This is a genomic window from Anaerobacillus sp. ABD4_527 (assembly GCF_056160805.1).
The window spans coordinates 1-26,574 of sequence record NZ_JBSWXZ010000004.1 but is presented as its reverse complement, the minus strand read 5'-3'; the positions used below and the strand labels follow the sequence as shown (position 1 = coordinate 26,574).

Annotated in this window: 25 protein-coding genes and 1 riboswitch; of the genes, 4 read left to right on the top strand and 21 right to left on the bottom strand. The window is 44.2% G+C overall.

The window, feature by feature from the left end:
- The first annotated feature begins 259 nt into the window (after window positions 1-259).
- Window positions 260-1,249 carry a metal ABC transporter solute-binding protein, Zn/Mn family gene (locus ACXAHI_RS18090; protein ID WP_474850251.1) on the top strand — a complete coding sequence of 330 codons (990 nt, stop codon included), beginning with the start codon at window positions 260-262 and terminating at the stop codon, window positions 1,247-1,249.
- 42 nt (window positions 1,250-1,291) lie between these two features.
- On the opposite strand, the gene ACXAHI_RS18085 is transcribed toward ACXAHI_RS18090, so the two are convergent.
- The 7 genes from ACXAHI_RS18085 to ACXAHI_RS18055 form a co-directional block, all read right to left on the bottom strand.
- Complete coding sequence (locus ACXAHI_RS18085) at window positions 1,292-2,500, bottom strand: CamS family sex pheromone protein (RefSeq protein ID WP_474850249.1); 1,209 nt, start codon at window positions 2,498-2,500, stop codon at window positions 1,292-1,294.
- A gap of 13 nt (window positions 2,501-2,513) precedes the next feature.
- Complete coding sequence (gene ligA, locus ACXAHI_RS18080; RefSeq protein WP_474850247.1) at window positions 2,514-4,520, bottom strand: NAD-dependent DNA ligase LigA; 2,007 nt, start codon at window positions 4,518-4,520, stop codon at window positions 2,514-2,516.
- Between the two features lie 26 nt (window positions 4,521-4,546).
- The gene (pcrA, locus tag ACXAHI_RS18075) at window positions 4,547-6,766 is read right to left on the bottom strand and encodes a DNA helicase PcrA (protein ID WP_474850245.1); all 2,220 of its coding nucleotides are present in this window, start codon (window positions 6,764-6,766) and stop codon (window positions 4,547-4,549) included.
- Window positions 6,767-6,827: 61 nt separating this feature from the next.
- Window positions 6,828-7,517 (bottom strand): heptaprenylglyceryl phosphate synthase, encoded by a 690-nt coding sequence (pcrB, locus tag ACXAHI_RS18070; protein WP_270182725.1) that lies wholly within the window; start codon window positions 7,515-7,517, stop codon window positions 6,828-6,830.
- Between the two features lie 451 nt (window positions 7,518-7,968).
- On the bottom strand, window positions 7,969-8,265 hold the full coding sequence (locus ACXAHI_RS18065) for a YerC/YecD family TrpR-related protein (RefSeq protein ID WP_270182726.1): 297 nt from the start codon (window positions 8,263-8,265) through the stop codon (window positions 7,969-7,971).
- Between the two features lie 15 nt (window positions 8,266-8,280).
- Complete coding sequence (locus tag ACXAHI_RS18060) at window positions 8,281-9,294, bottom strand: DUF3048 domain-containing protein (RefSeq protein WP_474850243.1); 1,014 nt, start codon at window positions 9,292-9,294, stop codon at window positions 8,281-8,283.
- A gap of 43 nt (window positions 9,295-9,337) precedes the next feature.
- Window positions 9,338-11,077: an adenine deaminase C-terminal domain-containing protein gene (locus ACXAHI_RS18055; RefSeq protein WP_474850241.1), complete on the bottom strand. Its 1,740-nt coding sequence runs from the start codon at window positions 11,075-11,077 to the stop codon at window positions 9,338-9,340.
- Window positions 11,078-11,169: 92 nt separating this feature from the next.
- Between ACXAHI_RS18055 and ACXAHI_RS18050 the strand changes: the two genes are divergently transcribed.
- A complete protein-coding gene (locus tag ACXAHI_RS18050; RefSeq protein WP_474850239.1) occupies window positions 11,170-11,418 on the top strand; it encodes a YgaP-like transmembrane domain in 249 nt (82 codons plus the stop codon).
- Window positions 11,419-11,486: 68 nt separating this feature from the next.
- Window positions 11,487-11,588 (top strand): EYxxD motif small membrane protein, encoded by a 102-nt coding sequence (locus ACXAHI_RS18045; protein WP_333489753.1) that lies wholly within the window; start codon window positions 11,487-11,489, stop codon window positions 11,586-11,588.
- Here ACXAHI_RS18045 and purD read toward each other — a convergent pair.
- From purD to ACXAHI_RS17975, 14 genes are all read right to left on the bottom strand, one after another.
- On the bottom strand, window positions 11,566-12,828 hold the full coding sequence (gene purD, locus ACXAHI_RS18040) for a phosphoribosylamine--glycine ligase (protein ID WP_474850236.1): 1,263 nt from the start codon (window positions 12,826-12,828) through the stop codon (window positions 11,566-11,568). The genes ACXAHI_RS18045 and purD overlap by 23 nt on opposite strands.
- 15 nt (window positions 12,829-12,843) lie before the next feature.
- Window positions 12,844-14,382: a bifunctional phosphoribosylaminoimidazolecarboxamide formyltransferase/IMP cyclohydrolase gene (purH, locus tag ACXAHI_RS18035; protein WP_474850234.1), complete on the bottom strand. Its 1,539-nt coding sequence runs from the start codon at window positions 14,380-14,382 to the stop codon at window positions 12,844-12,846.
- A 4-nt stretch (window positions 14,383-14,386) separates the two neighbouring features.
- On the bottom strand, window positions 14,387-14,974 hold the full coding sequence (gene purN / locus ACXAHI_RS18030; protein WP_474850437.1) for a phosphoribosylglycinamide formyltransferase: 588 nt from the start codon (window positions 14,972-14,974) through the stop codon (window positions 14,387-14,389).
- The gene (gene purM, locus ACXAHI_RS18025) at window positions 14,968-16,005 is read right to left on the bottom strand and encodes a phosphoribosylformylglycinamidine cyclo-ligase (protein WP_474850232.1); all 1,038 of its coding nucleotides are present in this window, start codon (window positions 16,003-16,005) and stop codon (window positions 14,968-14,970) included. The genes purN and purM overlap by 7 nt, the downstream gene beginning before the upstream one ends.
- A gap of 13 nt (window positions 16,006-16,018) precedes the next feature.
- On the bottom strand, window positions 16,019-17,431 hold the full coding sequence (gene purF / locus ACXAHI_RS18020; RefSeq protein ID WP_474850230.1) for an amidophosphoribosyltransferase: 1,413 nt from the start codon (window positions 17,429-17,431) through the stop codon (window positions 16,019-16,021).
- Window positions 17,407-19,632 carry a phosphoribosylformylglycinamidine synthase subunit PurL gene (gene purL, locus ACXAHI_RS18015; protein ID WP_474850228.1) on the bottom strand — a complete coding sequence of 742 codons (2,226 nt, stop codon included), beginning with the start codon at window positions 19,630-19,632 and terminating at the stop codon, window positions 17,407-17,409. Before purL ends, purF begins: the two co-directional genes overlap by 25 nt.
- Complete coding sequence (gene purQ, locus ACXAHI_RS18010; RefSeq protein WP_474850226.1) at window positions 19,616-20,299, bottom strand: phosphoribosylformylglycinamidine synthase subunit PurQ; 684 nt, start codon at window positions 20,297-20,299, stop codon at window positions 19,616-19,618. The genes purL and purQ overlap by 17 nt, the downstream gene beginning before the upstream one ends.
- The gene (purS, locus tag ACXAHI_RS18005; protein ID WP_474850224.1) at window positions 20,296-20,547 is read right to left on the bottom strand and encodes a phosphoribosylformylglycinamidine synthase subunit PurS; all 252 of its coding nucleotides are present in this window, start codon (window positions 20,545-20,547) and stop codon (window positions 20,296-20,298) included. The genes purQ and purS overlap by 4 nt, the downstream gene beginning before the upstream one ends.
- Entirely contained in the window at window positions 20,535-21,260 is a 726-nt protein-coding gene (gene purC / locus ACXAHI_RS18000) for a phosphoribosylaminoimidazolesuccinocarboxamide synthase (protein WP_474850222.1), read from the bottom strand. The genes purS and purC overlap by 13 nt, the downstream gene beginning before the upstream one ends.
- Window positions 21,261-21,285: 25 nt before the next feature.
- Complete coding sequence (purB, locus tag ACXAHI_RS17995; protein WP_474850220.1) at window positions 21,286-22,578, bottom strand: adenylosuccinate lyase; 1,293 nt, start codon at window positions 22,576-22,578, stop codon at window positions 21,286-21,288.
- A 24-nt stretch (window positions 22,579-22,602) separates the two neighbouring features.
- Complete coding sequence (gene purK / locus ACXAHI_RS17990; protein ID WP_474850218.1) at window positions 22,603-23,715, bottom strand: 5-(carboxyamino)imidazole ribonucleotide synthase; 1,113 nt, start codon at window positions 23,713-23,715, stop codon at window positions 22,603-22,605.
- On the bottom strand, window positions 23,712-24,197 hold the full coding sequence (gene purE / locus ACXAHI_RS17985) for a 5-(carboxyamino)imidazole ribonucleotide mutase (protein ID WP_474850216.1): 486 nt from the start codon (window positions 24,195-24,197) through the stop codon (window positions 23,712-23,714). Before purE ends, purK begins: the two co-directional genes overlap by 4 nt.
- Before the next feature lie 142 nt (window positions 24,198-24,339).
- A riboswitch (purine riboswitch) is annotated at window positions 24,340-24,441 on the bottom strand.
- Between the two features lie 80 nt (window positions 24,442-24,521).
- Window positions 24,522-24,716 carry an NETI motif-containing protein gene (locus tag ACXAHI_RS17980; RefSeq protein WP_270182741.1) on the bottom strand — a complete coding sequence of 65 codons (195 nt, stop codon included), beginning with the start codon at window positions 24,714-24,716 and terminating at the stop codon, window positions 24,522-24,524.
- A 3-nt stretch (window positions 24,717-24,719) separates the two neighbouring features.
- Window positions 24,720-25,247, bottom strand: coding sequence for a DUF2179 domain-containing protein (locus ACXAHI_RS17975; protein WP_270182742.1), 528 nt, complete (start codon window positions 25,245-25,247; stop codon window positions 24,720-24,722).
- A 230-nt stretch (window positions 25,248-25,477) separates the two neighbouring features.
- Here ACXAHI_RS17975 and ACXAHI_RS17970 point away from each other — a divergent pair, with 230 nt between their 5' ends.
- Window positions 25,478-25,921: an Hsp20/alpha crystallin family protein gene (locus ACXAHI_RS17970; protein WP_474850214.1), complete on the top strand. Its 444-nt coding sequence runs from the start codon at window positions 25,478-25,480 to the stop codon at window positions 25,919-25,921.
- Window positions 25,922-26,574 lie beyond the last annotated feature (653 nt).

Here is a 26,574-nt window from a genome sequence, read left to right as displayed (position 1 = left end):
ATTAAAACGTTTTCACATCTACCATTCTATCATGTGATAACACAATTCTTCAAACAAAGAAAATATTGCCACAATTTTTGATAGAATCGTATGTTTTTTATTGCTATATATTGGATGTATCCTAAATCACTTTCTACTAAACCCCTGATTTTAGTCTCATTTTTTTAAGCCACAAATCGGAAACATTACTATTTGCAAGTAGACTATTTTCCTATATAATGAACTACAGTTAACAGTAAACGGGAAAAAGGAGTTTATTATGAAAAAATTTGTTTCAATAGCTTTCCTGCTAACTTTATCTATGATGCTGTTAGTTGGTTGTGCGACTGATGACACTGAACAAGCTGAAGGTAAGCTTACGATTTATACAACGTTATATCCAACTCAATACTTCGCTGAGCGAATCGGGGGCGATGCAGTTAAAGCTGAGTCGATCCTCCCTCCAGGAAGCGATGCTCATAGTTTCGACCCTACAACTAGAACAATGACTGAGCTAGCAGAATCTGACCTCTTTATCTTCAATGGTGCAGGTCTAGAAGGTTTTGCAGATACAGCTAAAGATATTTTAGAGAATGAAGGCGTAACAACCCTTGAAGCTTCAAAAGGGATTGATCTTGCTGAAACAGAAGAAAGTCACGAAGAGCATGCCGACCATGAAGATGAACACGAGGACCACGAAGGCCATGATGAAGGAAATGAAGGGCACCACGATCATGACCATGGTAATGTAGACCCTCATGTGTGGATCGATCCTATTTTTGCGATTGAGCAAGCAAGAAACATTAAAGATGCTCTAGTCGAATTAAAACCCGACCAAAAAGAAGCGTTTGAAGCGAATTTTACAGAGCTTGAAAATGATTTACTTGAGTTAGATGAATCATTCAAAGCGCTGGTAAGTAATGCAGGTAAAAAAGAATTTCTCATTTCCCATGATGCTTATGGCTATTGGGAAAAGCGCTACGGGCTCGAACAATTGAGCGTTACAGGCCTTTCTCCATCACAAGAACCAACGCAACAGCAGTTGGAAGAAATTATTGAGACCGCGAAACAGTTTAACTTGGAATATATGATTTTCGAGCAAAACGTTACCCCTAAGCCTGCAAAAACGGTACAGAAAGAACTAGGCCTAGAAACACTTCGCATCCATAACCTATCTGTACTCTCGGAAGATGATATCAAGAATGAAGAAACTTACCTTTCTCTCATGAAGAAGAATATTGAAACACTAGAGAAAGCACTGAGCGAATAACACGAAAAGGCTTCTACGGAAATTCCGTAGAAGCCTTTTTCATTAGCTGTAGATATGAACGAACGGTTCTTCTTGATTCGGGTCTTTTACGATGATACTCTCCGGCTTTCCATTACTCGTGATGTAAATCGATACCGGTAAATTCTGCTGGAACGTATCGTTTCGCTTTTTAACAAGCCCAGTAACAAACTGCGTAAATGAAATTACTTCAGCTTTACTATAAAACTGAATAGGAATTTCCACCTTCAACTGTCGAAGTTCATCCTGCTTATAAAAGCCAGCACCGATCACTCCTACAAAGTTAGGGAAGAAATCCTGAACTTCACGAGTAAAGTCTGCAAACTTTTCAGCATCAGCTGGAAACTCATTCTCTGCTTTGTCAGATGGAAATGCCACGTATTCCTCGTTTAAATCTTTCCAAGAACTTGCACTCGCTTTTCCTTCTTCAACGATTGTGCTAGCAACAAAGTTTCCAGGAACGACCGATTGTCTCGGCTCTTCAATAAAGAGCGTAAACATAACAGGAACATCATGTTCTTCACGGATTTTCTTTATGATCGGCTTGATCGCTTCTTTACCCTGCTGAATAACTTTTTCACGATTTAATTTAACGTTACCAGTGTACTTCAACCCTTCTTCATCTAACACCGAATAGGGATACTCAGAATATAAGGATAAGGCAATCGAAATACCACCTAGTTGGAGTTCATCATCTTTGTTTTGAACATAGTAGTCTTGTTCATGAATAAAGGATAGGAATTTAGGGTTGTTTTTCTCAGCCTGAATGACTTTCTCGTGCTGACTAGGGTCATCCTCTACTCCTAAAGCAGGGTTAAGTCCCTCGCTGTCTCCCTTTTTTCGATACAGCCAATTGTGAATCTGCTCAGAGTCAAATAGCTGACCTTCTTTAAAAAAGTACTTCTCTGGATCAAAATGTTCTTGAGAAAGACGGATCAGGCCCATCTCAAGAGAATCCACATCGAGTCTGTTATCTACTCCAGCTGTAATAAGCCCTCTTACTTCTGAAGCATCTAGAGAGTTCTTATCTCCCTTTTTCTCAAGTACGGAACGGTAATACTTTTCAGATGTTTTAATATCTTCACTGACGATCATTTCTTCACTTTCTTCATCCTTAGAATTAGGCACTTCCACTGTGTCATCCTGCTCGTCCTTCATGAAACTAGGAACACAGCCTGATAAAACCAGCGAAAGAGCCATCATACTACCGATGATCGCTCGCATCTTTCGCATTAATTCCCTCTCCTCATTTTGCTAACTCTTCGACGAATTTGTTTTCATCCCATATTTCTATATTTAACGATTCAGCTTTTTCAAGCTTGGAACCAGCATCTTCCCCAGCAATGAGTAAATCAGTGCTTTTACTTACACTGCCCGTTACCTTTGCTCCTTGTTCTTCAAGCTTCTTCTTTGCATCCCCACGACTCATTTGCGAGAGCTTACCTGTTAAAACGATGGTTTTTCCCGCGAATACGGAATCGATGTCTTCTACAGAAACAGGCTTTGGCCCTTTATACGTCATGTTGACCCCAGCAGCTTTAAGCTCATCAACAAGTTCATGAACTTCTTCGTTCTGGAAATATCTCACAACAGAGTCTGCCATCTTCTGACCGACTTCATTGATCGCTTCAAGGTCTTCTACAGTAGCTTCCATCATGCTGTCCATCGTACCGAATTGCTGTGCAAGTGTCTTTGCTGCCTTCGACCCGACATGTCGGATGCCAAGGCCAAACAATAGCTTCTCTAGCGAATTATCTTTTGAAACAGCGATGGCTTCTAATAAGTTGGCTACAGACTTCTCGCCCATTCGTTCTAGTTCGATCAGTTGTTCATGCGTTAGCTGATAAATATCTGCCACATCATGAATGAGTTCTTCTCTGAAAAGTTGCGTAATCACACGCTCTCCAAGACCGTCGATGTTCATTGCGTTTCTTGACACAAAGTGAATCAATCCTTCACGAAGCTGGGCAGGACATTTTGGGTTAATACACCTAAGTGCCACTTCTTCCTCAAGACGCACGAGATCACTCTCACACTCTGGACACGTTTCAGGCATCGCAAACCCTTGCTCTTCTCCAGTTCGACGCTCTTCAAGCACTGAGACGACCTCTGGAATGATATCGCCGGCTTTTTTCACAACAACATAATCACCGATTTTAATATCTTTTTCTTTAATGAGATCTTCGTTGTGAAGAGAAGCACGTTGTACAGTCGTACCAGCAACTAAAACTGGTTCAAGCAGCGCTGTTGGAGTTACAACACCCGTCCTCCCTACGTTAAGCTCGATATCAAGCAACTTCGTGACAACTTCTTCTGCAGGAAACTTATATGCGATCGCCCATCTAGGACTTTTAGCGGTGAAACCAAGCTCTTCTTGCTGTTCGAGTGAATCGACTTTTACAACGATCCCATCGATCTCATAGGATAGGTCAGGTCTTCGTTCAGACCAGCCCTCAATATAGTCGATAACAGCATCAATCGTATCACAACGTTTCCATTCAGGATTCGTTTTGAATCCAAGGTCACTAAGATAATCGAGTCCATCCGAATGGGAGTCGATTTCTTTTCCATCTACGGTGCCTACTCCATATACGAAGATCGATAGATTCCGACTAGCTGCAATCTTCGGGTCTAGCTGACGAAGTGACCCTGCAGCCGCATTCCTTGGGTTAGCGAATAAATCTTGTTCATTCTTTTCACGCTCTTCATTTAGCTTCACGAAAGAAGGCTTCGGCATGTACGCTTCGCCACGTACTTCCATGCTTACCTGTTCACTAAGACGAAGAGGTATAGCAGGGATGGTCTTCAAGTTTTGTGTGATGTCTTCACCAATCGTGCCATCACCTCGGGTTGCACCACGAACAAACCTACCATCTTCATAAATTAGCGACACAGCAAGTCCATCGATTTTCAGTTCACATACATATGAAAAGTTTTCGCCTATACGGTCACGTACACGTCGGTCGAAATCCCGTAAGTCTTCTTCACCAAAAGCATTTCCAAGGCTAAGCATCGGGACTCGGTGCTCAACCTTTTGAAATCCTTCTAATGGTGGACCCCCGACTCGCTGTGTAGGGGAATCTTCAGTACGTAGATCAGGGTGCTCTTCCTCTAGCTTCAAGAGCTCATCCATCATTCTGTCGTACTCAGCGTCAGGCACAGTTGGATTATCCAACACGTGGTACTCATAATTGTATTTATTTAGTAGTTCTCTAAGTTCTTCAATACGCTTACTGGCATTCTCATTTTCCACTATGAAACCCTCACCTTTCAGGATCGCTATTCTTTCTCGATAGGGGCGAACTTAGCGAGTAGTCGCTTGATGCCTACTGGAGCAGGAAACGCTATATCAAGCTCGGTTGAATCTCCTTCACCTTTAACGCTGACGACCGTTCCAACACCCCATTTACGATGGCTCGCCTGGTCACCCACTTTCCATGCAAGCGCCTCTCCACCGGTTGACGTAAGCTGTGGACGACGAGGTTTCTTAGGCGCAGCAGGTCTACTTGAACGGGAGTTTGTACTAGATCCGAACGGTGTAGGCTTTTCTTGTCCCTCTTTTTCCAACAGTTCTTCAGGAATTTCTCCAATAAAACGAGAAACTGGATTCGTAGTTGTTTTACCATATAACGTACGCATCCGAGCATTTGTTAAGTAGAGCTCTTCTTCCGCTCTCGTTATCCCTACATACGCAAGGCGACGTTCCTCTTCCATCTCTTCTTCTTCAAAAAGTGAACGACTATGAGGAAAAACCCCTTCTTCCATACCAATTAGGAACACTGCAGGGAATTCAAGTCCTTTTGCAGAGTGAAGGGTCATGAGCGTAACCGCTTCTTTTTGTTCCGTTTCGTCTTCATCGAGCTTATCGATATCCGCTACGAGAGCTAGATCCGTTAAGAACGCGATCAAGCTTTTATCTTCGCTCGCTTTTTCAAATTCCTGAGTAACAGAAAGGAATTCATTTATATTCTCTAATCGAGACTGCGCTTCGATCGTGTTTTCGTTTCTAAGTGAATCGCGGTATCCAGACTTATCGAGAACTTCCTCAACTAACTCTGACACAGCAAGGTACTCTTGCATCTGCGTCCAGTTTGCGATCAAGCTTCCAAAGCTTCCAAGTGCTTTTGTAAAACGCGCGCTAAGTCCCATCTGTTCTACTTCTTGTAGAGCCGTGAAAATAGAGATATCTTGATCAGCAGCGTAACGTGCAACTTTGTCCATCGTAGAAGCACCTACCCCTCGCTTCGGTACGTTCACAATTCGAAGCAAACTGATATCATCGTCTGGGTTTGCGATCAAACGTAAGTACGCAAGCAAGTCTTTGATCTCTTTACGATCATAGAACTTTGTTCCCCCGATGATATTGTACGTGATGTTGGATTTGTTGAGTATTTCCTCAATAACACGCGACTGGGCGTTCGTACGATAAAGAATGGCGATCTCTGAATTTGTGCGCTTGCCACTCTTCACCATATCAAGAATCTTTCCTGTTACGAACCTGCTTTCATCATGTTCATCGTTCCCTTGATAGTATGTGATCGATGGCCCATCTTGATTATCCGTCCATAGCTTCTTAGGTTTACGATTCATATTGTTGTCGATCACAACGTTTGCCGCTTGAAGAATCTTCTTCGTTGAACGATAATTTTGTTCCAATAGAATCACGCGTGCGCTCGGATAATCTTTTTCAAATGAGAGGATGTTCTGGATATCCGCACCACGCCAACGATAGATCGACTGGTCAGAATCTCCTACAACACAAAGGTTTTGATATTTCTCTGCCATCAATTTAACGAGTACATACTGCGCTTTGTTCGTATCTTGGTACTCATCCACATGGATATATTGAAACTTTCGCTGATAGTATTGAAGGACTTCAGGTACTTTCTTAAATAGTGTGATGGTACGCATAATGAGATCATCAAAATCTAGCGCCTGGTTTTTACGAAGCTGCTTCTGATATTGTTCATACACATCTGCAGCGATTTCTTCAAAAGGACCTTTCGCTTTCGTTTTATACTCTTCAGGTGTTAAAAGTTCATTCTTTGCTGAGCTGATATTTCCTAGAATACTTCTAGGATCAAACTTCTTTGGATCTATATTTTGATCTTTAAGGATTTTCTTTATAACCGTTAGCTGGTCACCAGAATCCAAAATCGTGAAGTTACGATTGATTCCAATGCGATCGCCGTCTCTTCTCAATATTCGTACGCACATCGAGTGGAATGTTGAAATCCAGATGTCTTCTGCCACTGGACCAGCAATCGAATGAACACGATCCTTCATTTCTCTTGCAGCTTTGTTCGTGAACGTAATCGCGAGAATATTCCAAGGCGCAACTTGTTTTTCTACGAGTAGATACGCAATACGATGCGTAAGAACCCGTGTCTTCCCACTTCCCGCTCCAGCCATGATCAATAGCGGGCCATCCGTATGCTTGACCGCCTCCTGCTGTTCAGGATTCAATCCGTTTAATAATTTATCAACTAATCGTTGCATGTTCCGCACCCCTTACAAACATATGTTCTAATCCCTATTTTACCCGACCAATAGGAGAGAATCAATTTCCTTTAACAGCAGCTACTGTTTTCAATGCCTTCTTCACATCGTCATATATACTATTCCCAACAATCACCGTATCAGCATGAGCAGCCATCTCTTTAGCTTTCTCAGGAGAATCGATCCCGCCTCCATAGAAAAGCTGTGTGTCATTTAGCACATCGCTCACTTTTTCAACAAGTTCAACGTCTCCGTAAGTGCCGCTGTACTCCACGTAAAAAATCGGCAGCTTAAACATTTTCTCTGCCATCCGAGCATATGCCAGAACATCATCAGTAGCAAGGTCCGTTTCAGCAGACGTTAATGCAGCCACCTTCGAATCACCGTTAAGGATGCAATAGCCCTCCATAACGATTTCATCCCAATTCATGACCTCACCAAATTCTTTCACTGCTTCATGATGCAATCCAGTGACCCATCGACTGTCCTTTGTGTTCATCACGGTCGGAATGAAATAAAAATCGAATCCCGGCGTAACCGCTTCTACTGAAGACACCTCAAGCGCACAAGGCACAGCATACCGACGAATTCTCGCAAGCAGATCAAGCGTAAGGTCTAACGTCACACCATCAGACCCGCCAACGATCACCGCATCCGTACCCGACTCACAAATCAACTCCAGATCATGATCTTCAATCACCTTATTAGGATCAAGCTTAAACACATGCTTCCAACTACTATAATCAAACATCAAACCGCTCCTCCTACTTTTCCTCATAAGTTGGATTATATCAGAGGAACACCGAAAAGCGGAAGTGGGCGCTTAGGTCCGAAAGGCGCTGGAAGCTTTTCAAGGGAACACGCTTTTTGTGTTCATTTGAAAAGCTGAAGCGACCCGAGGACCTGCCCACTGGAGCTGGATCACCGAAAAGCGGAAGTGGGCGGTTAGGCTCGACAAGCGCTGGAGCCTTTCAAATTGAACACGCTTTTTGTGTTCAGGTTGAAAGGTGAAGCGATCGAGAGCCTGCCCACTGCAGCTAGACACTCGAAAAGCGGAAGTGGGCCCGTTTAAATCCGCAGGGCGTTGGAGCCCTTGGGAGTGAGACGATTTATGTCTCAATTGCATCACATGAACACGCCATTCATCCTCTCCCCGAAAACAAAAAAATGAGCCGTAAACCGGCCCATCTTTCATAAAGCAATTAATCTTTATTATGCACGCGATCGAGCGTCATTTGATAACCATCATTTCCATAGTTCAAGCAACGTTTCACACGAGAAATCGTCGCTGTGCTTGCACCAGTTTCTGTCTCGATCTTATGATACGTATAGCCTTCGCGAAGCATTCTAGCAACTTCTAAACGCTGTGCAAGCGACTGAATTTCGTTCACTGTTGCAAGGTCATCAAAAAATAGATAGCATTCTTCTAAATCTTTTAATGAAAGAATCGCTTCAAAAAGTTGATCGAGTGTTTTCCCTCGTAGTTTGTCAATTTGCATAGATTTGCACTCTCCTTACTGATTACTAGTAATCATAGTTAGATCAGGTACGATATTTACCCAAGTTCTTCCTGGAACAAGTGGAACAGGACTTCCGTCTTTCACCGCGGTAATGCGTCCATTTTCATTTTTCCACTTTAATTCCTTTTTTACACCTTCTTGTAATAAAATGGCTTCTCCGCCAGATTCTATATCGATCGCTCTTCTGCCATAATCATCGATGATGTGATGATTTGCTTCAACGATCAGTACATTTTCCAATGCGATCGGATCTTTTGTCTCTCGGTCTTCCATCAATTCGTCGTTCACGAATCGCTTGTATACTCCATCGTTGTATCGATACGCTACGCGATACGTATTGCTGTAACCGATTGCTACTGATGACTTTTCTTCTGAAATTAGTTCTTTATCGCCGAATGTAAGTGGTTCAACAATCTGCATGAGTTCATACCCATTCTCAGTTGCACCTTTTTTTATACTATCAGTCGTAATATATGAATTGTGTGGCGCTTTCCTGAATGAAGCTCGTTCAAACAGCGTTCCGTCATACTGCATGCCATTCAGGTGATCGACTGCGCCTGAATTCAAAATCGCTTGAGCAGAAGGCGAATAACCATGTGCTACGAAAATCCCATTAAAGCCTGCGCTTAATTCAATAAAATAATCTCTCGCACTCCGAACTGGTCCTACAATGTCTGGATAATCACTTTGGTAAATCGCTAACAATCTTGTGATCTTACCTTCTACAAGCATTTCGTATACGATATCTGCTTTATGAAGTCCAGACTGCGGCCTTGCTTTCGGGTGATTATTCACAACGATACTGATGACACGCTGATCGCTATTTTCAGTAGCCACCCCGGTAAGAGGAGCTTTTTCCCCTTGAATTTGATCAACTTCTTTATTCATGGACGATTCTTCAACACCGGCTGATTCTGCTCCAGATTTCTGAGCGGTATCTTTTTGTGAACAGCCAGCGAGTAATCCTACAGACAAAATAACTGCCAGTGAGACGCGCAATTTCCCCACGTCTTCACGCCCCCTTCGCTTATAAAGTCTTCCCTTTTATATTTTACCGCATTATCGCAGGAAAAAGTACCGTCTTTCTCTTTACATCATAAATTCCTTGTTGAGTCAACCTTACGAACGGAAGATGTGTGGAAGAAAAGAACAACAAACTATAAACAGGATCGCCAAATGGATAGCCACGTTCTTTTAATTCAGTCACCATCTTCTTCTCTTGTTCGATTACGTCTTCAAGTGGTAACGGTGACATTTTGCCCATCAAAGGCAGTTCAATTTCAACAACGACTTCACCATCCTCAACGAGGACTATTCCACCACCGATCGACCGCACTCGCTCTAGAGCAGCAACCATGTCTGATTTTTTTTTACCGATCAATATAAAATCACCAGAATTCGAGAAGCTACTCGCAAAGCCTTTTACCTTATTGGCAAAACCCTTCACAATGGTATTCACTCGCCACTTGCCTTCCTTACTAAGAAGCATCATAAAGCTCTCATCGTGATCTGTAGGGAGTTCATCCACCGCCGTTTCGTATGAAAGGTTATATGGTTTTGTGATAACGGCGTTGATCATTTCGATTCCAGCTGGACCTGAGAAAGTTAAATCGTCTTCCTCTAACCCCCAGTTCTGTTCGTTTAGAACAAGACCATGGTCTTCCCAATCGAATGACCACTCGTCATATACTTCTTCGCCATCCTTCTTAATCCATTCTCCTCGAGCGAGAACAGAGACTGGTGTTGGATTGTGCTTTGATTCCAAAAAGTTGAGGTGCGCAAGCCTTCCAGGTGCTATCATACCATGTGTATCCGTTATACCGTAGTGGTTTGCGACATTATATGACACCATCGCATAAGCATCTTCTACCGGTACTCCTTTTTCCAGGGCGATGGATATGAGCTTATCCGTGAACCCTTGCTCAAGGAAAGAAGGCGTTGATCCATCGGTGTTCATCATCACTCGATCAAAACAATCTACCCCTTTTTCAATCAGCGATTCGAGGATGACTGGCAAATCAGGACGTATGGAAGAATACCGTAGAGACGTCATCATGCCCATCTCAAGTCTACGGAGAGCCTCTTCTCCAGTCATCGCTTCGTGATCACAGGAAACACCATAAAGTCCCATCTTCGTTAATGTCTTCAACGAAGCGCCAGGGAGATGGCCTTCTACCGGTTTACCCAACCTATGTGTCTCTTGCATCCATTCCAGTATCTCATCGTCTCCTGCAATAACGTCAGGCCACGCAGTAAGTTCACCACCTTGAATAACGAGCGGATGGGCGAGCCATTCCTTAATTTTCTTATTCGTGATGGTTTCTGCATTCAACAGCTGCGTTTGAGAATCGTACCTTGCCCACCAAAACATCGAGACCGGAAACTTATCCAACTCATCTAACATTGTAAGCGCTTTCTTTTGTGGCAATCCTAATAGAAAAAACAAGTTGTCATTGATCATGGTGGTGGTTCCCCTGTTAGATGCATAGCGCGCAAGTGATAGGGGATTATAAAGTTGAAACGGATGGGCGTGGGGTTCAATGTATCCTGGTACAAGATACGATCCCTCACAATCGATCCATTCTGTTGCTGAATGTTTTTCAGGCAATTCATCTCCTACGTATACAATTCGATCTTTATAGATCCATATATGTGAGGTGATCCATTTTTTTAATGCGTTGTTTAAATACGTTGCATTTGTTAAGACGATTGATGGAGGCAGTTCACCGGACACAACCTGTACTTGTTGTCTCAATTGCTGCTTCGTCCATAAATAGTTTCGCTTAGGCATGTCCAACCCTCGTTTCAATAAGTTTTCTCTATTTTAACATAATTTAGAAAAGTTGATAGTGCTGTTTTAAACCACTGAAGGGAGTTTTTAAAATGAAACCGAACATCAGCATGATGAATGCATTTATTCGTTTAACTGCAGGATTTACACTCCTCTCCTGGTCTACCGCAAAACTTTGTAAAAACGAAAACGTCTCAACGTCGCTTTTGCTTGCAGCAGCAGGAGCGTTGAAGATCGCAGAAGGTCATACGCGATACTGCCCGATCGTCGACCTGATGAACCAAGAAGAAAATCGGGATCCTGATGAAACAGCCCTTGAAAAAGTGATTAACCCCTCTTAACCATGGCTATAAAAAAACTTCCCTGATTCCAGGGAAGTTTTCGTAACATAACAAAAGGAGGTAACGTTGTGCTTGAATACATTACAGACACTTGGGTCATCTACACATTATTGATCGGTAGTATTATTGCTATATCGTTTGCTTACATCAAGAAGAAACGTGTGAAATAGCTCGATGTCCGATATCTGTTCTATAAAATCCATCCTCTACCTGCACGTTCTGAAGATCTTCGTAAACTGAAGCACTAGCTTCTTGGAGAGTTTCTCCTGAAGCCGATAGCAGTAACACGCGCCCACCATTCGTTACAAACTGATCGCCTTTCTTGTCGGTACCTGCATGAAACACAAGTGAAGTCACATCGTTCAAACCTGTGATGGTCTTCCCTTTTTCATAATCACCAGGGTACCCTCCTGACGCAATGACAACTCCCATCACAGCTTTCTCACTCCATTTGAGCTCAAGCTCTTTACCGTCTAATACGCTTTGAATGGCTTCGATGAAGTCTGATGTGAGACGAGGCAGGACGACCTGTGTTTCAGGATCCCCGAACCTTGCATTGAACTCAATGACTTTAGGACCGTTTTTCGTCAGGATTAACCCGGCATACAGAACGCCAGTAAACGTCCTACCTGCTTTCTTCATCCCTTTTGCAGCTGGAAGTAAAATCGATTGAATCGCTTCTTCTACCACTGACTCAGCGATTTGGGGAACTGGTGAGTATGCGCCCATTCCACCCGTATTCGGACCTTTATCTCCATCGAATGCTCGCTTATGATCTTGTGAAATAACGAGAGGATGAACATCTTCCCCATTCACCAATGCCATGAGCGAAAACTCTTCACCTTCAAGAAACTCCTCTACAACAACTTGTTCACTAGCTTCTCCAAACTGATTGTTGACCATCATATTATGAAGACTATCGAGTGCTTCATCCAACGTCATCGCAACGACGACACCCTTTCCGGCTGCAAGTCCATCCGCTTTCAGTACGATCGGTGCACCGACCTTTTCAACATACTTTCGAGCTTCCTGGTAATCCGTGAAGGATTGTGAATCTGCGGTCGGGATACCGTTTGTTGCCATCAACTCTTTCGCGAACGTTTTGCTTCCTTCGATTAACGCAGCTTCTTTCGTAGGACCGAATACGCGAAGACCCGCTTCCTCAAATCGATTTACAATTCCATCTAACAACGGCTGCTCTGGACCGACTAAAGTGAGTGTAATGCCTTCTTTTTTTGCGAAAGCAATAAGCCCATCGTGATTGCCTTCATCGATCGGCACGAGCTGACTAACAGCTTCCATGCCTGCGTTCCCTGGTGCAACGTATACTTGATCCACAGAAGCGCTCTCTGCCGCTTTCCAAGCCATCGCGTGCTCTCGACCGCCTCGTCCGATTATCAATACCTTCATCGAATTCCCTCCCTCTTAATGTTTAAAGTGTCGGATGCCTGTGAACACCATCGTGATACCATATTCATTCGCTTTCTTGATCGAATCTTCATCACGAATCGATCCTCCAGGCTGGATGATCGCTGTGATGCCCGCTTTTCCAGCAGCTTCAACAGTGTCATCCATTGGGAAGAACGCATCTGATCCCATGACAGAACCTTTCACCTTCTCACCCGCTTGCTCGATCGCGATCTTAGCAGCACCAACGCGATTCATCTGTCCAGCTCCAACGCCAACCGTTTGATCTTTGTTCGTGAGTACGATCGCATTCGATTTCACGTGTTTAACTACTTTCCAAGCAAGTTTCAGCGCATCCCACTCTTCATCCGTAGGTTTTCGATCGGTTGGTACGGTTAAATCTGCTTCATCGATTCCGTATTGATCTTGTTCCTGCAGCAACAGCCCGCCGTTAACAGATGTAAGCTGATGCTCCACTCCGCCAGACGCCTGAACATCCAATGTTAATAGTCTAAGGTTTTTCTTCTTAGTCAAAACAGCAAGTGCTTCTTCAGTGAAAGAAGGTGCCATAATGATCTCTAGAAAAATTTCCTTCAACTTCAGTGCCGTTTCCTCATCGACTTCACGATTCAATGCGACGATACCGCCGAAGATCGATGTAGAGTCTGCTTCGTATGCCTTTTGATACGCCTCTACAATCGTTTCACCCGTACCAACTCCACAAGGGTTCATATGTTTAACCGCAACAACAGCAGGTTTTTCAAATTCCCTAACGATATTAAGAGCCGCGTTCGCATCGTTAATATTGTTATAAGAAAGCTCTTTACCGTTCAGTTGTTTTGCAGATGCGATCGATGCATTTTTCGATAGAGGTTTTTTATAAAATACAGCCTTCTGATGCGGATTTTCTCCGTATCTAAGGGTTTGCTTTCTCTCAAACGTTACAGTAAGCGACTCTGGCTCTTCTTCTCCAGATTTTCCCGTTAAGTACTCTGAAATAATCGCATCGTAGGAAGCGGTATGACGAAATACTTTTGCTGCAAGTTCCTGACGGAGTATGCCTGTTGTATCCCCATTCTCCTGGACTTGAAGAAGCACACGCTCATAGTCAGAAGGATGAACGACAACCGTCACGTCTTTATGATTCTTAGCAGCTGACCTTAACATCGTTGGTCCGCCGATATCGATATTCTCGATCGCGTCACTGTAAGCTACATCAGGATTTGCGACGGTTTCTTGGAATGGATATAGGTTCACAACAACCATGTCGATCGGTGTGATGTTATGCTCCTCTAGTTGCTTTTGATGGTCGTCGTTATCTCTAACAGCTAGAAGACCACTATGTACATTCGGATGGAGGGTTTTTACACGTCCGTCTAATATTTCAGGAAAGCCCGTAACATCTGAGATTCCTATAACATCGATGCCCGCTTCCTCAAGAGCACGTTTTGTGCCTCCAGTCGAAATGATCTCGACCCCTTTTTCTGATAATCCCTTTGCAAACTCGGTAATATTTGTTTTATCTGATACGCTGATTAGTGCACGTTTGATCGTCATCGTCTTACCTCCTGCTACCAATTGTTTTGTTTTTAAGAAGCGTTCTAATAACGGCTGGATATAACTGATGTTCAACAGCCTGTATCTTTTTCTCAACTTCTTCTCTCGTATCTTCTATTGAGATGCGAATCGTTTCTTGATCAATGATCGGCCCCGTGTCCATCCCTTCATCGACATAATGCACCGTCACACCACTGACTTTCACTTTTGCTTCTAGGGCTTGACCGATCGCATCTTTTCCAGGAAAAGAAGGAAGAAGAGATGGATGGATGTTGATGATTCTCCCTTCATACGCACGAAGAAGCGTTGATCCGATCAGCCTCATGTATCCAGCAAGAACGATTAATTCGACGCCTGCATCGTTCAGCTGCTGAAGAATGAAGGCTTCAAACTCTGCTTTTGAGTTATAGGATTTAGGATAAAAGGAAAGGACAGGAATGCCGAAGCGTTCTGCCCTTTCTTCTACTTTGGCACCAGGGCGATCACAGACCACTAATGCGATTTTGGCATCGAGTGCACCCTTTTCGATTTCAGATGCGATCGCTTCGAAATTCGATCCACTCCCAGATGCAAAAACTGCTAACTTCACGATAGATCACCACCGCCAAAATTGATTTGATCACCTTTTGTTACTCGACCGATCACAAATGCTTGCTCACCGTCTTTTTCAAGCTGTTTGATCACGTTAACAGCTTCAGAAGCAGGGACGCTTAGAACCATTCCGATGCCCATGTTGAACGTGGTGAACATCTCTCGTCGAGATAAGTTCCCCTTCTTTTCAATCAGGTCAAAGATCGGTGGTACCGGCCAAGAGCCATAATCGATTTGAGCTGTGAGGCCTTCAGGTAGCATACGAGGAATGTTCTCTTCGAAGCCACCACCTGTAATGTGTGCAACCCCATGAACAGGATAAGATTCCAGTACGTTCAAGACCGGCTTTACGTAGATACGAGTAGGAGCTAACAAGGCTTCTCCAAGCGTCGTACCGAGTTGATCAAACGTTTGATTAAGATCCATGTTGCTCTCTTTTACTACTTTCCTAACAAGGGAGAAGCCATTGCTATGAATACCGTTTGATGCAAGGCCAACTAAAACGTCCCCTTCCATCACATCAGTCGGTTGAATCAGTTTAGACTTTTCGACAGCCCCAACCGTAAATCCAGCAAGATCATAATCATTTTCCTGATACATATCAGGCATTTCTGCTGTTTCACCGCCAATCAAGGCACACCCAGCAGTCGAACAACCATCGGCAACGCCTTTTACGATTTCTTCAACCCTCTCAGGTTTGAGTTTACCTGTCGCGATGTAATCTAAAAAGTAAAGAGGTTCAGCACCTTGAGCGACTACGTCATTCACACACATAGCGACACAATCGATTCCGATCGTATCGTGCTTATCCATCTGAATCGCAAGCATGAGCTTCGTACCCACGCCGTCGGTTCCTGAGATGAGAACTGGCTTTTCATAAGGAAGTTCAGATAGATCAAACATCCCTCCGAAACCACCTAGACCTCCCATAACGCCCGGTCGAACGGTTTTGTTTACGTGCGTTTCCATTCGGTTAACTGCTTCATAACCAGCTTCAATATCTACTCCAGCACTTCTATAAGCATCCGCCATAATGAACCCCCAGTTAGACTTTTTCGTATGGATGTACGGTATCAGGATAAATCTCAGTCGGATACGACCCTGTAAAACAGCCTAGACATTGTCCGCACGAGCTGCTTGCATCGTCTCTACCGATTGCTTCTGTCATTCCATCTGTTGATAGGAAACTTAGCGTATCTGCACCGATTTCTTCACAAATCTCATCAACGCTCATCTTCGCTGCGATTAACTCACCAGAATTGGACGTATCAATCCCATAGTAACAAGGACTAACGATCGGAGGTGCACTTATGCGAACATGAACCTCTTTTGCACCTGCTTCTCTTAACATCTTCACGATTCTTCTACTCGTCGTTCCACGCACGATCGAATCATCCACAATAACGACCCGCTTTCCTTCAACAACGCCTCGAACAGGCGAAAGCTTCATCTTCACACCTTGTTCTCTTAGCTCCTGTGAAGGTTGAATAAACGTTCTGCCTACATATCTATTCTTGATCAGACCCATCTCATACGGAATACCCGATTCCTCTGCATATCCGATCGCAGCAGATATACTAGAATCCGGAACACCCGTCACGATATCTGCTTCGATCGGAGCTTCTTGCGCGAGCTGTTTACCGAGGTTCTTTCTAGCCGTGTGAACATTGATGTTTTCGATATTGCTATCGGGTCTTGAGAAATAAATGTACTCCATACTGCAGATCGCACGCGACATCGGGGAAGAAAAACGGTCCGATTCGATGCCTGCGTCATTGATGATAAGAAGTTCACCTGGCTCCACATCACGAATATATTCCGCTCCGATGAGATCGAACGCACAGGTTTCAGAGGCAACTACATATCCTTCTCCTAGTCGACCTAAAGAAAGTGGTCGCAGGCCATGCGGATCGAGAGCAACCATCATTTCGTTTTCTGTCATCATTAGAAAAGCGTAGGCCCCTTTTACCATCGTAAGAGCGTTCTTTACCTTTTCTCTAAGGTTCAAATACCCGCTTCTCTTGATCAAGTGAGCAAGCACTTCTGTGTCTGAAGTCGTTTGAAAAATACTCCCTTGACCTTCGAGCTGATGCTTCAACGCATTCGCGTTCACAAGGTTCCCATTATGCGCGAGCGCCAATCCACCATTCTGTGAGCGAAACAAAAGAGGCTGAACGTTTTCATAGCCTCCTCCTCCTGCCGTTGAGTATCGAACATGACCAATCGCTGCATTGCCATCGAGTGCCTTTAAATCGTCCGCTCCATAGACATCGTTCACGAGCCCAAGCCCTTTATGAAGGTTAAGTCTCGTGCCATCAGTCGTGACGATCCCAGTACCTTCCTGACCGCGATGTTGAAGACTATGAAGCCCGTAATACGTGAGCGTAGCGGCATCTGGGTGACCCCAGATACCAAACACACCACACTCTTCGTTTAAGCCTTTGATTTCACCAAACATGGAATTGCTCCTTTCCAGGCCGCTTCGAGCTCACTGACCGGTGCATCAAATAGATGATTTTCTTCTTCATGCATCATCGTCAAGATGCCAGTACCGGTTACTTCACCGATGAGCTTCGCTCCGGTTCTCTGCTCGAAGACCTGCTGGTGTTCACCCTTGATCGTGATGAGGAAACGAGATTGAGACTCACTGAACAGCGACGTCGTCACATCGCCTTCGATTCGAACGATCGCTCCAAGATCTGTTCCGATCAACGATTCACTAAGCGCAACACTCAAGCCACCCTCAGAAACATCATGCGCCGATTGAACGAGTCCATCTTGAATGGCTGAAAGAACCTGTTGCTGAAGTTCTCTTTCCACTTCAAGATTCAGCGAAGGCGCTTGCCCCGAGATCTTCCCATCCATAACCTTCTGAAGCTCGCTTCCTCCGAAGTCCTCGCCTGTTTCACCAAGTAAGTAGATCAAGTTTCCTTCTTCTTTAAACTGCTGAGTCGTAACATGATCAAGGTCATGAACTAGTCCTACCATTCCAACAACTGGCGTCGGATAAACCGCTACGCCATTCGTCTCATTGTAAAGGGATACGTTACCACCGATAACGGGCGAGTTTAACATACGACACGCTTCACTCATACCGTCCGTTGCTTTTTCAATCTGCCAGAAGATCTCAGGCTTTTCAGGATTCCCAAAGTTTAAGCAGTCCGTGATCGCAAGTGGCTCACCACCTGAGCAAACGATGTTACGTGCTGCTTCAGCAACAGCAATCTTCCCACCAACTTCAGGATCAAGGTACAGGTATCGGGAATTACAATCTGTTGTCATCGCTAGCGCTTTTCGTGTACCTCTTACACGCACAACGGCTGCGTCTGATCCTGGAGTTACGACGGTATTCGTTCGAACCATATAATCGTACTGATCAAAGACCCACTCTTTGCTTGAAATCGTAGGCTGACCTAGCAATGTATACAGCATTTCTTTCGGATCTTCTACCCCTGGAATCGGCTTATGAAGCTGCTGGTTTTGAATAAAATACTCTGGAATGCGCGATGGTTTATGATAGACCGGTGCTTCCTCAGCAAGAGCGTCGACTGGCACTTCAGCGACCATCTCGCCTTTATGAAGAAGACGGAACTTCTTATCGTCTGTTACGACACCGACTTCCTTCGATAAAAGACCCCAACGATCAAAAATTTCTTTGATCTCAGCTTCTCTACCTTTCTTCACAACAACGAGCATACGCTCCTGTGATTCAGATAGCATCATCTCGTATGGCGTCATGCCTTTTTCACGCTGCGGGACTTCATCAAGGTTCATCTCGATTCCCATGCCTGCTTTACTCGCCATTTCTGAAGCAGAAGACGTAAGACCCGCCGCTCCCATGTCCTGAATGCCGACGAGCGCATCACTTTTCACAAGCTCGAGACATGCTTCAAGAAGAAGTTTTTCCATAAACGGATCACCTACTTGTACGGCAGGTCGCTTTTCGTCAGAAGCATCTGTCAATTCTTCAGATGCGAAGGTTGCACCGTGGATGCCGTCTCGTCCTGTGCTTGCACCAACATACATCACGGTGTTTCCAGCGCCAGACGCGACACCTTTCTGGATGTCTTTATGATCAATCAACCCAACACACATCGCGTTCACAAGAGGATTTCCATCGTATGAAGAATCGAACTGAACTTCTCCACCTACTGTAGGAATACCGATACAGTTTCCGTACCCAGCGATTCCTGCAACCACTTCTTCAAACAAATATTTCACTTTCGGATTGCTTAACTCTCCGAAACGTAACGAGTTTAATAGAGCGATTGGACGTGCGCCCATCGAGAACACGTCTCTAATGATTCCACCTACACCTGTTGCCGCTCCTTGATAAGGCTCGATTGCAGATGGATGGTTATGACTTTCAATCTTAAACACAACCGCCTGCTCGTCACCGATATCAACGATTCCCGCTCCTTCACCAGGACCTTGAAGAACGCGCTCACCAGTAACAGGAAACTTTTTAAGAACAGGCTTAGAGTTCTTATAGCTACAGTGCTCAGACCACATTACTGAAAACAAACCCGTTTCCGTATAGTTAGGGGTACGGCCAAGAATCTCTTCCACCATGCCGAACTCTTCATCTGTTAAACCCATCTGGCTATAAAGCTTCTGGTCTTTAATCATCTCAGGTGTTGGTTCATGCATGTGTGACATGGGATTCCCTCCAGTTACGTAGTAGTGATTTGAACATCTTCAAGCCATCTTCACTTCCTAACAAGTGATCGACCGCACGCTCAGGGTGAGGCATCATCCCGAGGACATTGCCCTTCTCATTGATGATTCCTGCGATATCATCGATCGAGCCGTTTGGATTATCTTTATAGGTAAAAACGATTCTTCCAGATGTTTGTAACTCTTCTAAAGTCGCATCATCACAATAGTAGTTTCCTTCTCCATGTGCAATCGGAATCGTAATTTCTTCACTATTTTCATAAGCTGACGTAAACATGGTCGCATTATTCTGAACAACAAGCGTTACAGGACGACACATGAACTTCAAGTTCTTGTTTCGTTTCATCGCTCCAGGAAGAAGGCCAGCTTCTAATAAAATCTGAAATCCGTTGCATACACCAAGCACTGGCTTTCCTTCTTCAGCAGCTTTTACCACTTCGCTCATGATCGGAGCAAAACGGGCGATCGAGCCGCTCCTTAAATAGTCACCATAAGAAAAACCACCCGGTAAAAGGATCGCATCATAGTTTGCTAGACTCTGTTCATCGTATCGGACATAAGTAGCTTCTTCGCCAAGCTCATCTTGAATCGCATGGTACATGTCTACATCGCAATTCGAACCTGGAAACACGATCACCGCAAATTTCACTGCCCGACGACCTCCTCGACTTCATACGTGTAGTCCTCGATCACCGTATTCGCAAGCAGCTTCTCACACATTTCTTTAATGCGCTCATCTACATTCGCCGTCTCATTCAACGTAAGCTCCATATACTTACCGATACGTACATCTTCTACTTCACTATAAGAAAGGCTATGAAGTGAATTCTTCACAGCACTACCTTGCGGGTCTAGCACACTCTCTTTTAACGTTACATAAACTTTTACTTTGTACATGATGCGGATCCCCCTAAACGAGTTAAGATTTTTTCATAAGCTTCGGTCAAATTTCCTATATCTCTTCGAAACACATCTTTATCTAACTTTTCATTCGTTTTCCGGTCCCATAGTCTACAAGTATCTGGTGAAATTTCATCTGCAAGCATCAATTCACCAGACGGTGTAACGCCGAACTCAAGCTTGAAATCAACAAGCGTTACGTCCCGCTCAAGGAAATAGCTTCTTAGGCGGTCATTCACAAGCAGTGCACGTTCTTTTAAGTCTTGAACCGTCTCTTCATCGGCAAGTTCAAGCTCAAGCACGTGATCAACCGTAAGGAGAGGATCACCAAGGTCGTCGTTTTTGTAATAGAATTCAACGATCGGCTGCTTCAACAGCTTTCCTTCGTCTACTCCAGTTCTTCTAGAAAAGCTCCCTGCTGCGACATTTCGGACGACCACTTCAAGTGGAACGATCGTCACACGCTTTACAAGCTGCTCCGTTTCAGAAACTTTCTCGATAAAATGACTTTCGATCCCAGCTTCTTTCAAATAATCAAACAACAGGCTCGTAATTTCGTTGTTCAGTCGCCCTTTACCTGTAATAGTCGCTTTCTTCTCTCCGTTAAAAGCCGTCGCGGAATCTTTATATTCCACATGAACGACCTCAGGATGTTCTGTCGCATAAATCTTCTTTGCCTTTCCTTCGTACAACAACTCCTGTTTCCCCATGGTGATCTCCTCCGATACGTGTGATTTATAACCCTAGACGTTCGAAAATCATATCGACTGGCTTCAGATGGTAATTGTAATCAAAGCAATCCTCGATCTCTGAAGCAGACAGCTGGTTCGTGATCTTTGGATCAGCTTCAACTAATTCTCTAAACTGAATGCCGCGCTCCCATGCATCCATCGCTTTCGGCTGAACAAGGTCATAGGCTTCTTCACGAGTCATGCCTTTGTCGATAAGAGACAATAACACGCGCTGACTGTAGATCAATCCATATGTTCTCGTCATATTACGCTTCATGTTCTCAGGGAACACGGTTAACTTCGAAACGATACCTGAGAAGCGGTTAAGCATATAGTTCAGAGCAATCGTTGCGTCAGGAAGAATGACACGCTCAGCTGAGGAGTGTGAAATATCACGCTCGTGCCAGAGTGGTACGTTCTCATATGCTGTTGTCATGTATCCGCGGATCACTCTCGCCATTCCCGTCATGTTCTCAGATCCGATTGGATTACGCTTATGCGGCATTGCTGACGAGCCTTTTTGCCCTTTCGCAAAGAACTCCTCAACTTCACGCGTTTCGCTTTTTTGAAGGCCTCTGATTTCAACTGCGAACTTTTCAATCGAAGTCGCGATCAATGCTAGAGCCGACATATAGTGTGCGTGACGATCACGCTGAAGCGTTTGAGTCGAGATCGGTGCAGGCTGCAGCCCTAACTTTTCACATACATACTGTTCAATGAACGGATCGATATTTGCATATGTTCCGACAGCCCCTGAAAGCTTACCGAAGCGAACGCCATCAGCAGCATGTTTGAAACGCTCCAAGTTACGCTTCATTTCTTCATACCACAGCGCCATCTTTAAACCGAATGTTGTTGGTTCAGCATGTACTCCGTGAGTTCTTCCCATCATCACTGTGTATTTATGTTCTTGCGCTTTCTCTTTCAAGACATCGATAAACTTCTCAATATCGTTCATCAATAGATCGTTCGCCTGATTCAGCTGATAAGAAAGAGCCGTATCAACAACGTCAGTCGACGTTAATCCGTAATGAACCCACTTGCGCTCTTCACCAAGTGTTTCTGAAACAGCTCGTGTGAACGCAACAACGTCATGACGTGTCTCTGCTTCGATCTCATGAATACGCGCTACGTCGAAGTCAGCGTTCTCTCTAATTTTCTGTACGTCTTCTTTCGGAATGATTCCAAGCTCTGCCCACGCTTCACATGCTAAGATCTCTACTTCAAGCCACGCTTTATATCTGTTTTCCTCTGTCCAAATCGCACCCATCTCAGGGCGAGTATAACGTTCAATCATGTTAAATCCTCCTAGTCAATTGTCCTACTGCCATAATTTCCATTGCGCCATTCGTTTTTCTGCTTCCTCAGTCGTTGAAGCTAGAAAATTAATATGACCCATCTTTCGATTCTGTTTCGCTTCATCTTTGCCGTACAAATGAAGTTTAGCACTTTTGAGCTCACTCATGCTCTCCATAAGAGGCTGAACATGCTGGCCGAGTATGTTACCCATCACGACCGGCTTCAATAACTCCGTCGCCCCTAGAGGTAAACCACAGATCGCTCTGATATGTTGCTCAAACTGTGATGTTTCACAGGCTTCCATTGTATAATGACCAGAGTTATGAGGTCTTGGTGCAAGCTCATTCACATACAATTCGTTTCCTTCAAGGAAAAGCTCGACCGCAAGCGTCCCAACAAGGTCGATATCTTCAGCCAGCTTCTTTCCGATTTCGCTCGCTTTTTGCTGAATCGATTCATCGATACGAGCAGGTACGATCGTTTGATGAAGGATGTTGTTCACGTGAATATTCTCTCCAACGGGGAATGTAGTCATCTCGCCAGTTATGCTACGCGTCACAACAACGGATAGCTCTTTTTGGAATGGAACCCAGCTTTCAACGATACAGGCTGCGTCAGGAAACGCAATTCCTTCGATATCGCCACTCTCTTTGATGACCCATTGTCCTTTGCCGTCATAACCACCAGTACGTGTTTTTAAGACTGCTGGAAAACCGATCTCTTCACATGCACGGACAAGCTCTTCTTTCGAATCCACTTTCTGAAAAGGAGCAACCTCAAGTCCCGCGTTTTGAATCGATGTTTTCTCTACAAAGCGATCCTGTGTCGTTCGAAGCAATTCGCCGCCTTGAGGCATATACGCATTCTCCTCAAGCCACTTCGCCGTTTCATGGGCAATGTTTTCAAATTCATATGTAATCACATCGCTCACTTCAGCAAGTTTTCTCGCACCGTCTAGATCATCATACCCTGACACGACTTCAACGTCTGCAACTTGACCGCAAGGCGACCCACTCTTCGGTTCAAGAACCGCAATTCGGTAGCCCATCTCTCTCGCTTTCAGTGCCATCATTCTTCCAAGCTGACCGCCGCCTAGAATTCCGATTGTACTTCCTGGTAAAATCGTTTTGCTCATAGTGTCTCACTACTTTCTAGTACCGATTCTTTCATGTTCAAACGATAGTCCTCAAGACGAGATGCAACACCTTCATCGAACGTGCTTAGAATTTGAGCTGCTAATAAGCCAGCATTCTTCGCACCAGCTTTTCCGATCGCGACTGTTGCTACCGGTACACCACCTGGCATTTGTACAATCGAAAGAAGGGAATCTAATCCGTTCAACGTTCTCGATTGAACCGGAACGCCAATGACAGGAAGTGTCGTTTTCGCTGCGACCATTCCTGGTAGGTGAGCTGCGCCTCCTGCACCAGCAATGATGACTTTTAACCCTCTGCCCCTCGCATCTTCCGCGTACTCAAACATTAATTCCGGTGTACGGTGAGCAGAAACGACCTTCTTCTCATACGGTAGTTGTAATTCATCCAAAACATCACACGTGTGTTTCATCGTTTCCCAATCAGATGTGCTCCCCATGATCACGCCAATTTGTGCCTGCATGCTATATCCTCCTTATTGGAAGGTTCGTTTTCGATTTATTTAAACAAAAAAGAAGCCCGAATAGAATTCTCCTATAACCTTTAGAAGAAGCTTCTACCCGGGCGAAAAATCATCATCCAACTCTGTAAACACAGAAATGAACAGAATACGACTTCACCCTCATAGTCCAACGATTTAAGGTCGTCGGGTAGAAACTTATGGGCCATATTCCCAAGATTATATGAGGTATCGATTTGTTATCCTCTTTCATAGTAACAAGAGGATTATTCAAATGTCAACGAAAAATCGAACGATGCGTTTGTATTCAATTATAACGTTCGTCTTTTACTTCAATTTCCCTTCGAACACTGTTTTTCTTCCATATAATTCTGGTTCTTTTGCACCTTTTCGTTCGATAAAAACAGGTTCTTCCGTACGTCTTACCGGCATATACCCTTCATCGTCCATTCTCTTCAGGCAATCCGATAAAGACTCGTCTTCCATAACTTCAAATTTCTTTTTCTTTGGCTTTTTCTCCATACACTACCTCCGAATTTTTCTAACCCAGAACCCTCCATGGAAGGTACGCGGCTCATACGAGATAACGAATGCTTTCGGATCAAGTTCTTCAATGGCTTGATACAGCTTTCGTTCTGACTTTCTTGATGTTAGAATCTGCATCACGAGACGCTCCCCTTGTCTTCCGTGGGCAAGGTAATGCGTAACGCCATATCCAACATCTCTTAGCTTATTTGGAATGTCTTCCTCGAGCTTCGTCGTAATGGCATTGACCGTAATATACCCGAGCGCAAGATACTCCTCGATCTTCATTCCAACGATGATACCGACACCAAAACCAAGTGCATAAGCGATTATATTTTGTATTTCACCAAGGTTATCTAGTACAAGTCCAAGCCCGATAACGTAGATCGCAATCTCCATTGTTCCTGCTGCTGCAGCTAAATAACGCTGTCCTTTTAAAGTGAGTATTGTTCGCATCGTAAGAAATGATACATAAACAATATTAATGAGAAAAATTATGGCTACCATCACTAACCCATTTTCTAACATACTGATCCTCCTTCATCTTTCAATATCATAAAACTTCAACTTTACCTAGCATAACACGTCGAATAATAAAACCGCATGCGTTCTTTTTTGAATTTCCTTAAAAAATTTTCCAAGCTTGATTTTATCCGTCCTTTCTATTCCATTCACTTTTTTCTATTTTCTAAACGACCCTCGTTTTAACAAAGTTTCCGAAGAAGCATATACTGTCAAAAAGCCCAGGAGGGAACGTCATGGGAGACTACTGGAGTCAGATGTACGATTGGAAAAACAAGATGAACAAATTCATGGGAGATGATTTCTGGACGGATTTTCAGGATATGTTCGTATCAAATGGACCCCTTGTGAACCTGTACGAATCGGGTAATGAATTGATCTGTACCGTTTATCTCCCTGGTGTTTCGAACATTGAGGATGTGGATGTCTATATCCATTACCGGACCCTTAAAGTAAAAGGCCAGACGAAGATGGTTCTGAAAGGGTACCGAAATGTACAGGAAGAGTATAAGCACGGACCATTTGAACGAATAGTCGAGCTGCCTTTCCCAGTAAGAGAGAAGCCGATCGATGCGACGTATAAGCGAGGTATTCTGATGATTCACCTTCACCGCTTGATCGATTCCAAGGAAGATAAGAAGCGTCTGAAGATCAAAGATGCTGAGGCGGGTGAAGAATAGAAGGAGAGCGGCTATCGTTTGTTGGGGCGGTAGCTGTTTTTTTAGTGGTTTTTTGAGGGTTGGGGTGGGTTTGGGATTAGTTCAGGTACTGTTGGGTGCTTGGGGAGCTGCTTTTTGGCCTGCTATCGGCTAAATTGCTGATATATCGGCGATTACTGAGCAGATATCATCGAAATCGAGAATTATATCAGCGAAAAAGGCACTTTTATCGGCGCTTTTACGTTTTTATCAGCGAAGCGTTGTTTGTAACGATTGATTTGTTAAAAGCACATTTAGATAAAACCTTCTGAGGGCGAGCGATCCGGTGGATATCCGCGAAATTTCCATTATATCCGCGATAATCATGATATATCCGCGCTTTTCGATTTATATCCGCGAAACCGAGCCATTTATCCGCGATTCTGAGATTATATCCGCGAAACCACTTTTTCAAGAACCCTGATAACTCAACCCCGCATTCAGACAAAACAAAAAAGCCAGAGCTCAATGCTCTGACTTCTCATTTGCCTAGCGACGTCCTACTCTTGCAGGGGGAGAGCCCCCAACTACCATCGGCGCTGAAGAGCTTAACTTCCGTGTTCTCATACGGGGCGCGATAAGCGGCGAACTTCTTCGTCAGCTGCGCGATGCTGGATCCTCATAGATCTCCGAAT

Bases quoted from the DNA above. Each gene is read 5' to 3' on its own strand.
- ACXAHI_RS18090 (WP_474850251.1), top strand. From the start codon at position 260: ATGAAAAAATTTGTTTCAATAGCTTTCCTGCTAACTTTATCTATGATG.
- ACXAHI_RS18085 (WP_474850249.1), bottom strand. From the start codon at position 2,500: ATGCGAAAGATGCGAGCGATCATCGGTAGTATGATGGCTCTTTCGCTG.
- pcrA (WP_474850245.1), bottom strand. From the start codon at position 6,766: ATGCAACGATTAGTTGATAAATTATTAAACGGATTGAATCCTGAACAG.
- pcrB (WP_270182725.1), bottom strand. From the start codon at position 7,517: ATGTTTGATTATAGTAGTTGGAAGCATGTGTTTAAGCTTGATCCTAAT.
- ACXAHI_RS18065 (WP_270182726.1), bottom strand. From the start codon at position 8,265: ATGCAAATTGACAAACTACGAGGGAAAACACTCGATCAACTTTTTGAA.
- ACXAHI_RS18055 (WP_474850241.1), bottom strand. From the start codon at position 11,077: ATGCCTAAGCGAAACTATTTATGGACGAAGCAGCAATTGAGACAACAA.
- ACXAHI_RS18050 (WP_474850239.1), top strand. From the start codon at position 11,170: ATGAAACCGAACATCAGCATGATGAATGCATTTATTCGTTTAACTGCA.
- purD (WP_474850236.1), bottom strand. From the start codon at position 12,828: ATGAAGGTATTGATAATCGGACGAGGCGGTCGAGAGCACGCGATGGCT.
- purH (WP_474850234.1), bottom strand. From the start codon at position 14,382: ATGACGATCAAACGTGCACTAATCAGCGTATCAGATAAAACAAATATT.
- purM (WP_474850232.1), bottom strand. From the start codon at position 16,005: ATGGCGGATGCTTATAGAAGTGCTGGAGTAGATATTGAAGCTGGTTAT.
- purF (WP_474850230.1), bottom strand. From the start codon at position 17,431: ATGTTTGGTGAAATCAAAGGCTTAAACGAAGAGTGTGGTGTGTTTGGT.
- purL (WP_474850228.1), bottom strand. From the start codon at position 19,632: ATGTCACACATGCATGAACCAACACCTGAGATGATTAAAGACCAGAAG.
- purS (WP_474850224.1), bottom strand. From the start codon at position 20,547: ATGTACAAAGTAAAAGTTTATGTAACGTTAAAAGAGAGTGTGCTAGAC.
- purC (WP_474850222.1), bottom strand. From the start codon at position 21,260: ATGGGGAAACAGGAGTTGTTGTACGAAGGAAAGGCAAAGAAGATTTAT.
- purB (WP_474850220.1), bottom strand. From the start codon at position 22,578: ATGATTGAACGTTATACTCGCCCTGAGATGGGTGCGATTTGGACAGAG.
- purK (WP_474850218.1), bottom strand. From the start codon at position 23,715: ATGAGCAAAACGATTTTACCAGGAAGTACAATCGGAATTCTAGGCGGC.
- purE (WP_474850216.1), bottom strand. From the start codon at position 24,197: ATGCAGGCACAAATTGGCGTGATCATGGGGAGCACATCTGATTGGGAA.
- ACXAHI_RS17980 (WP_270182741.1), bottom strand. From the start codon at position 24,716: ATGGAGAAAAAGCCAAAGAAAAAGAAATTTGAAGTTATGGAAGACGAG.
- ACXAHI_RS17975 (WP_270182742.1), bottom strand. From the start codon at position 25,247: ATGTTAGAAAATGGGTTAGTGATGGTAGCCATAATTTTTCTCATTAAT.
- ACXAHI_RS17970 (WP_474850214.1), top strand. From the start codon at position 25,478: ATGGGAGACTACTGGAGTCAGATGTACGATTGGAAAAACAAGATGAAC.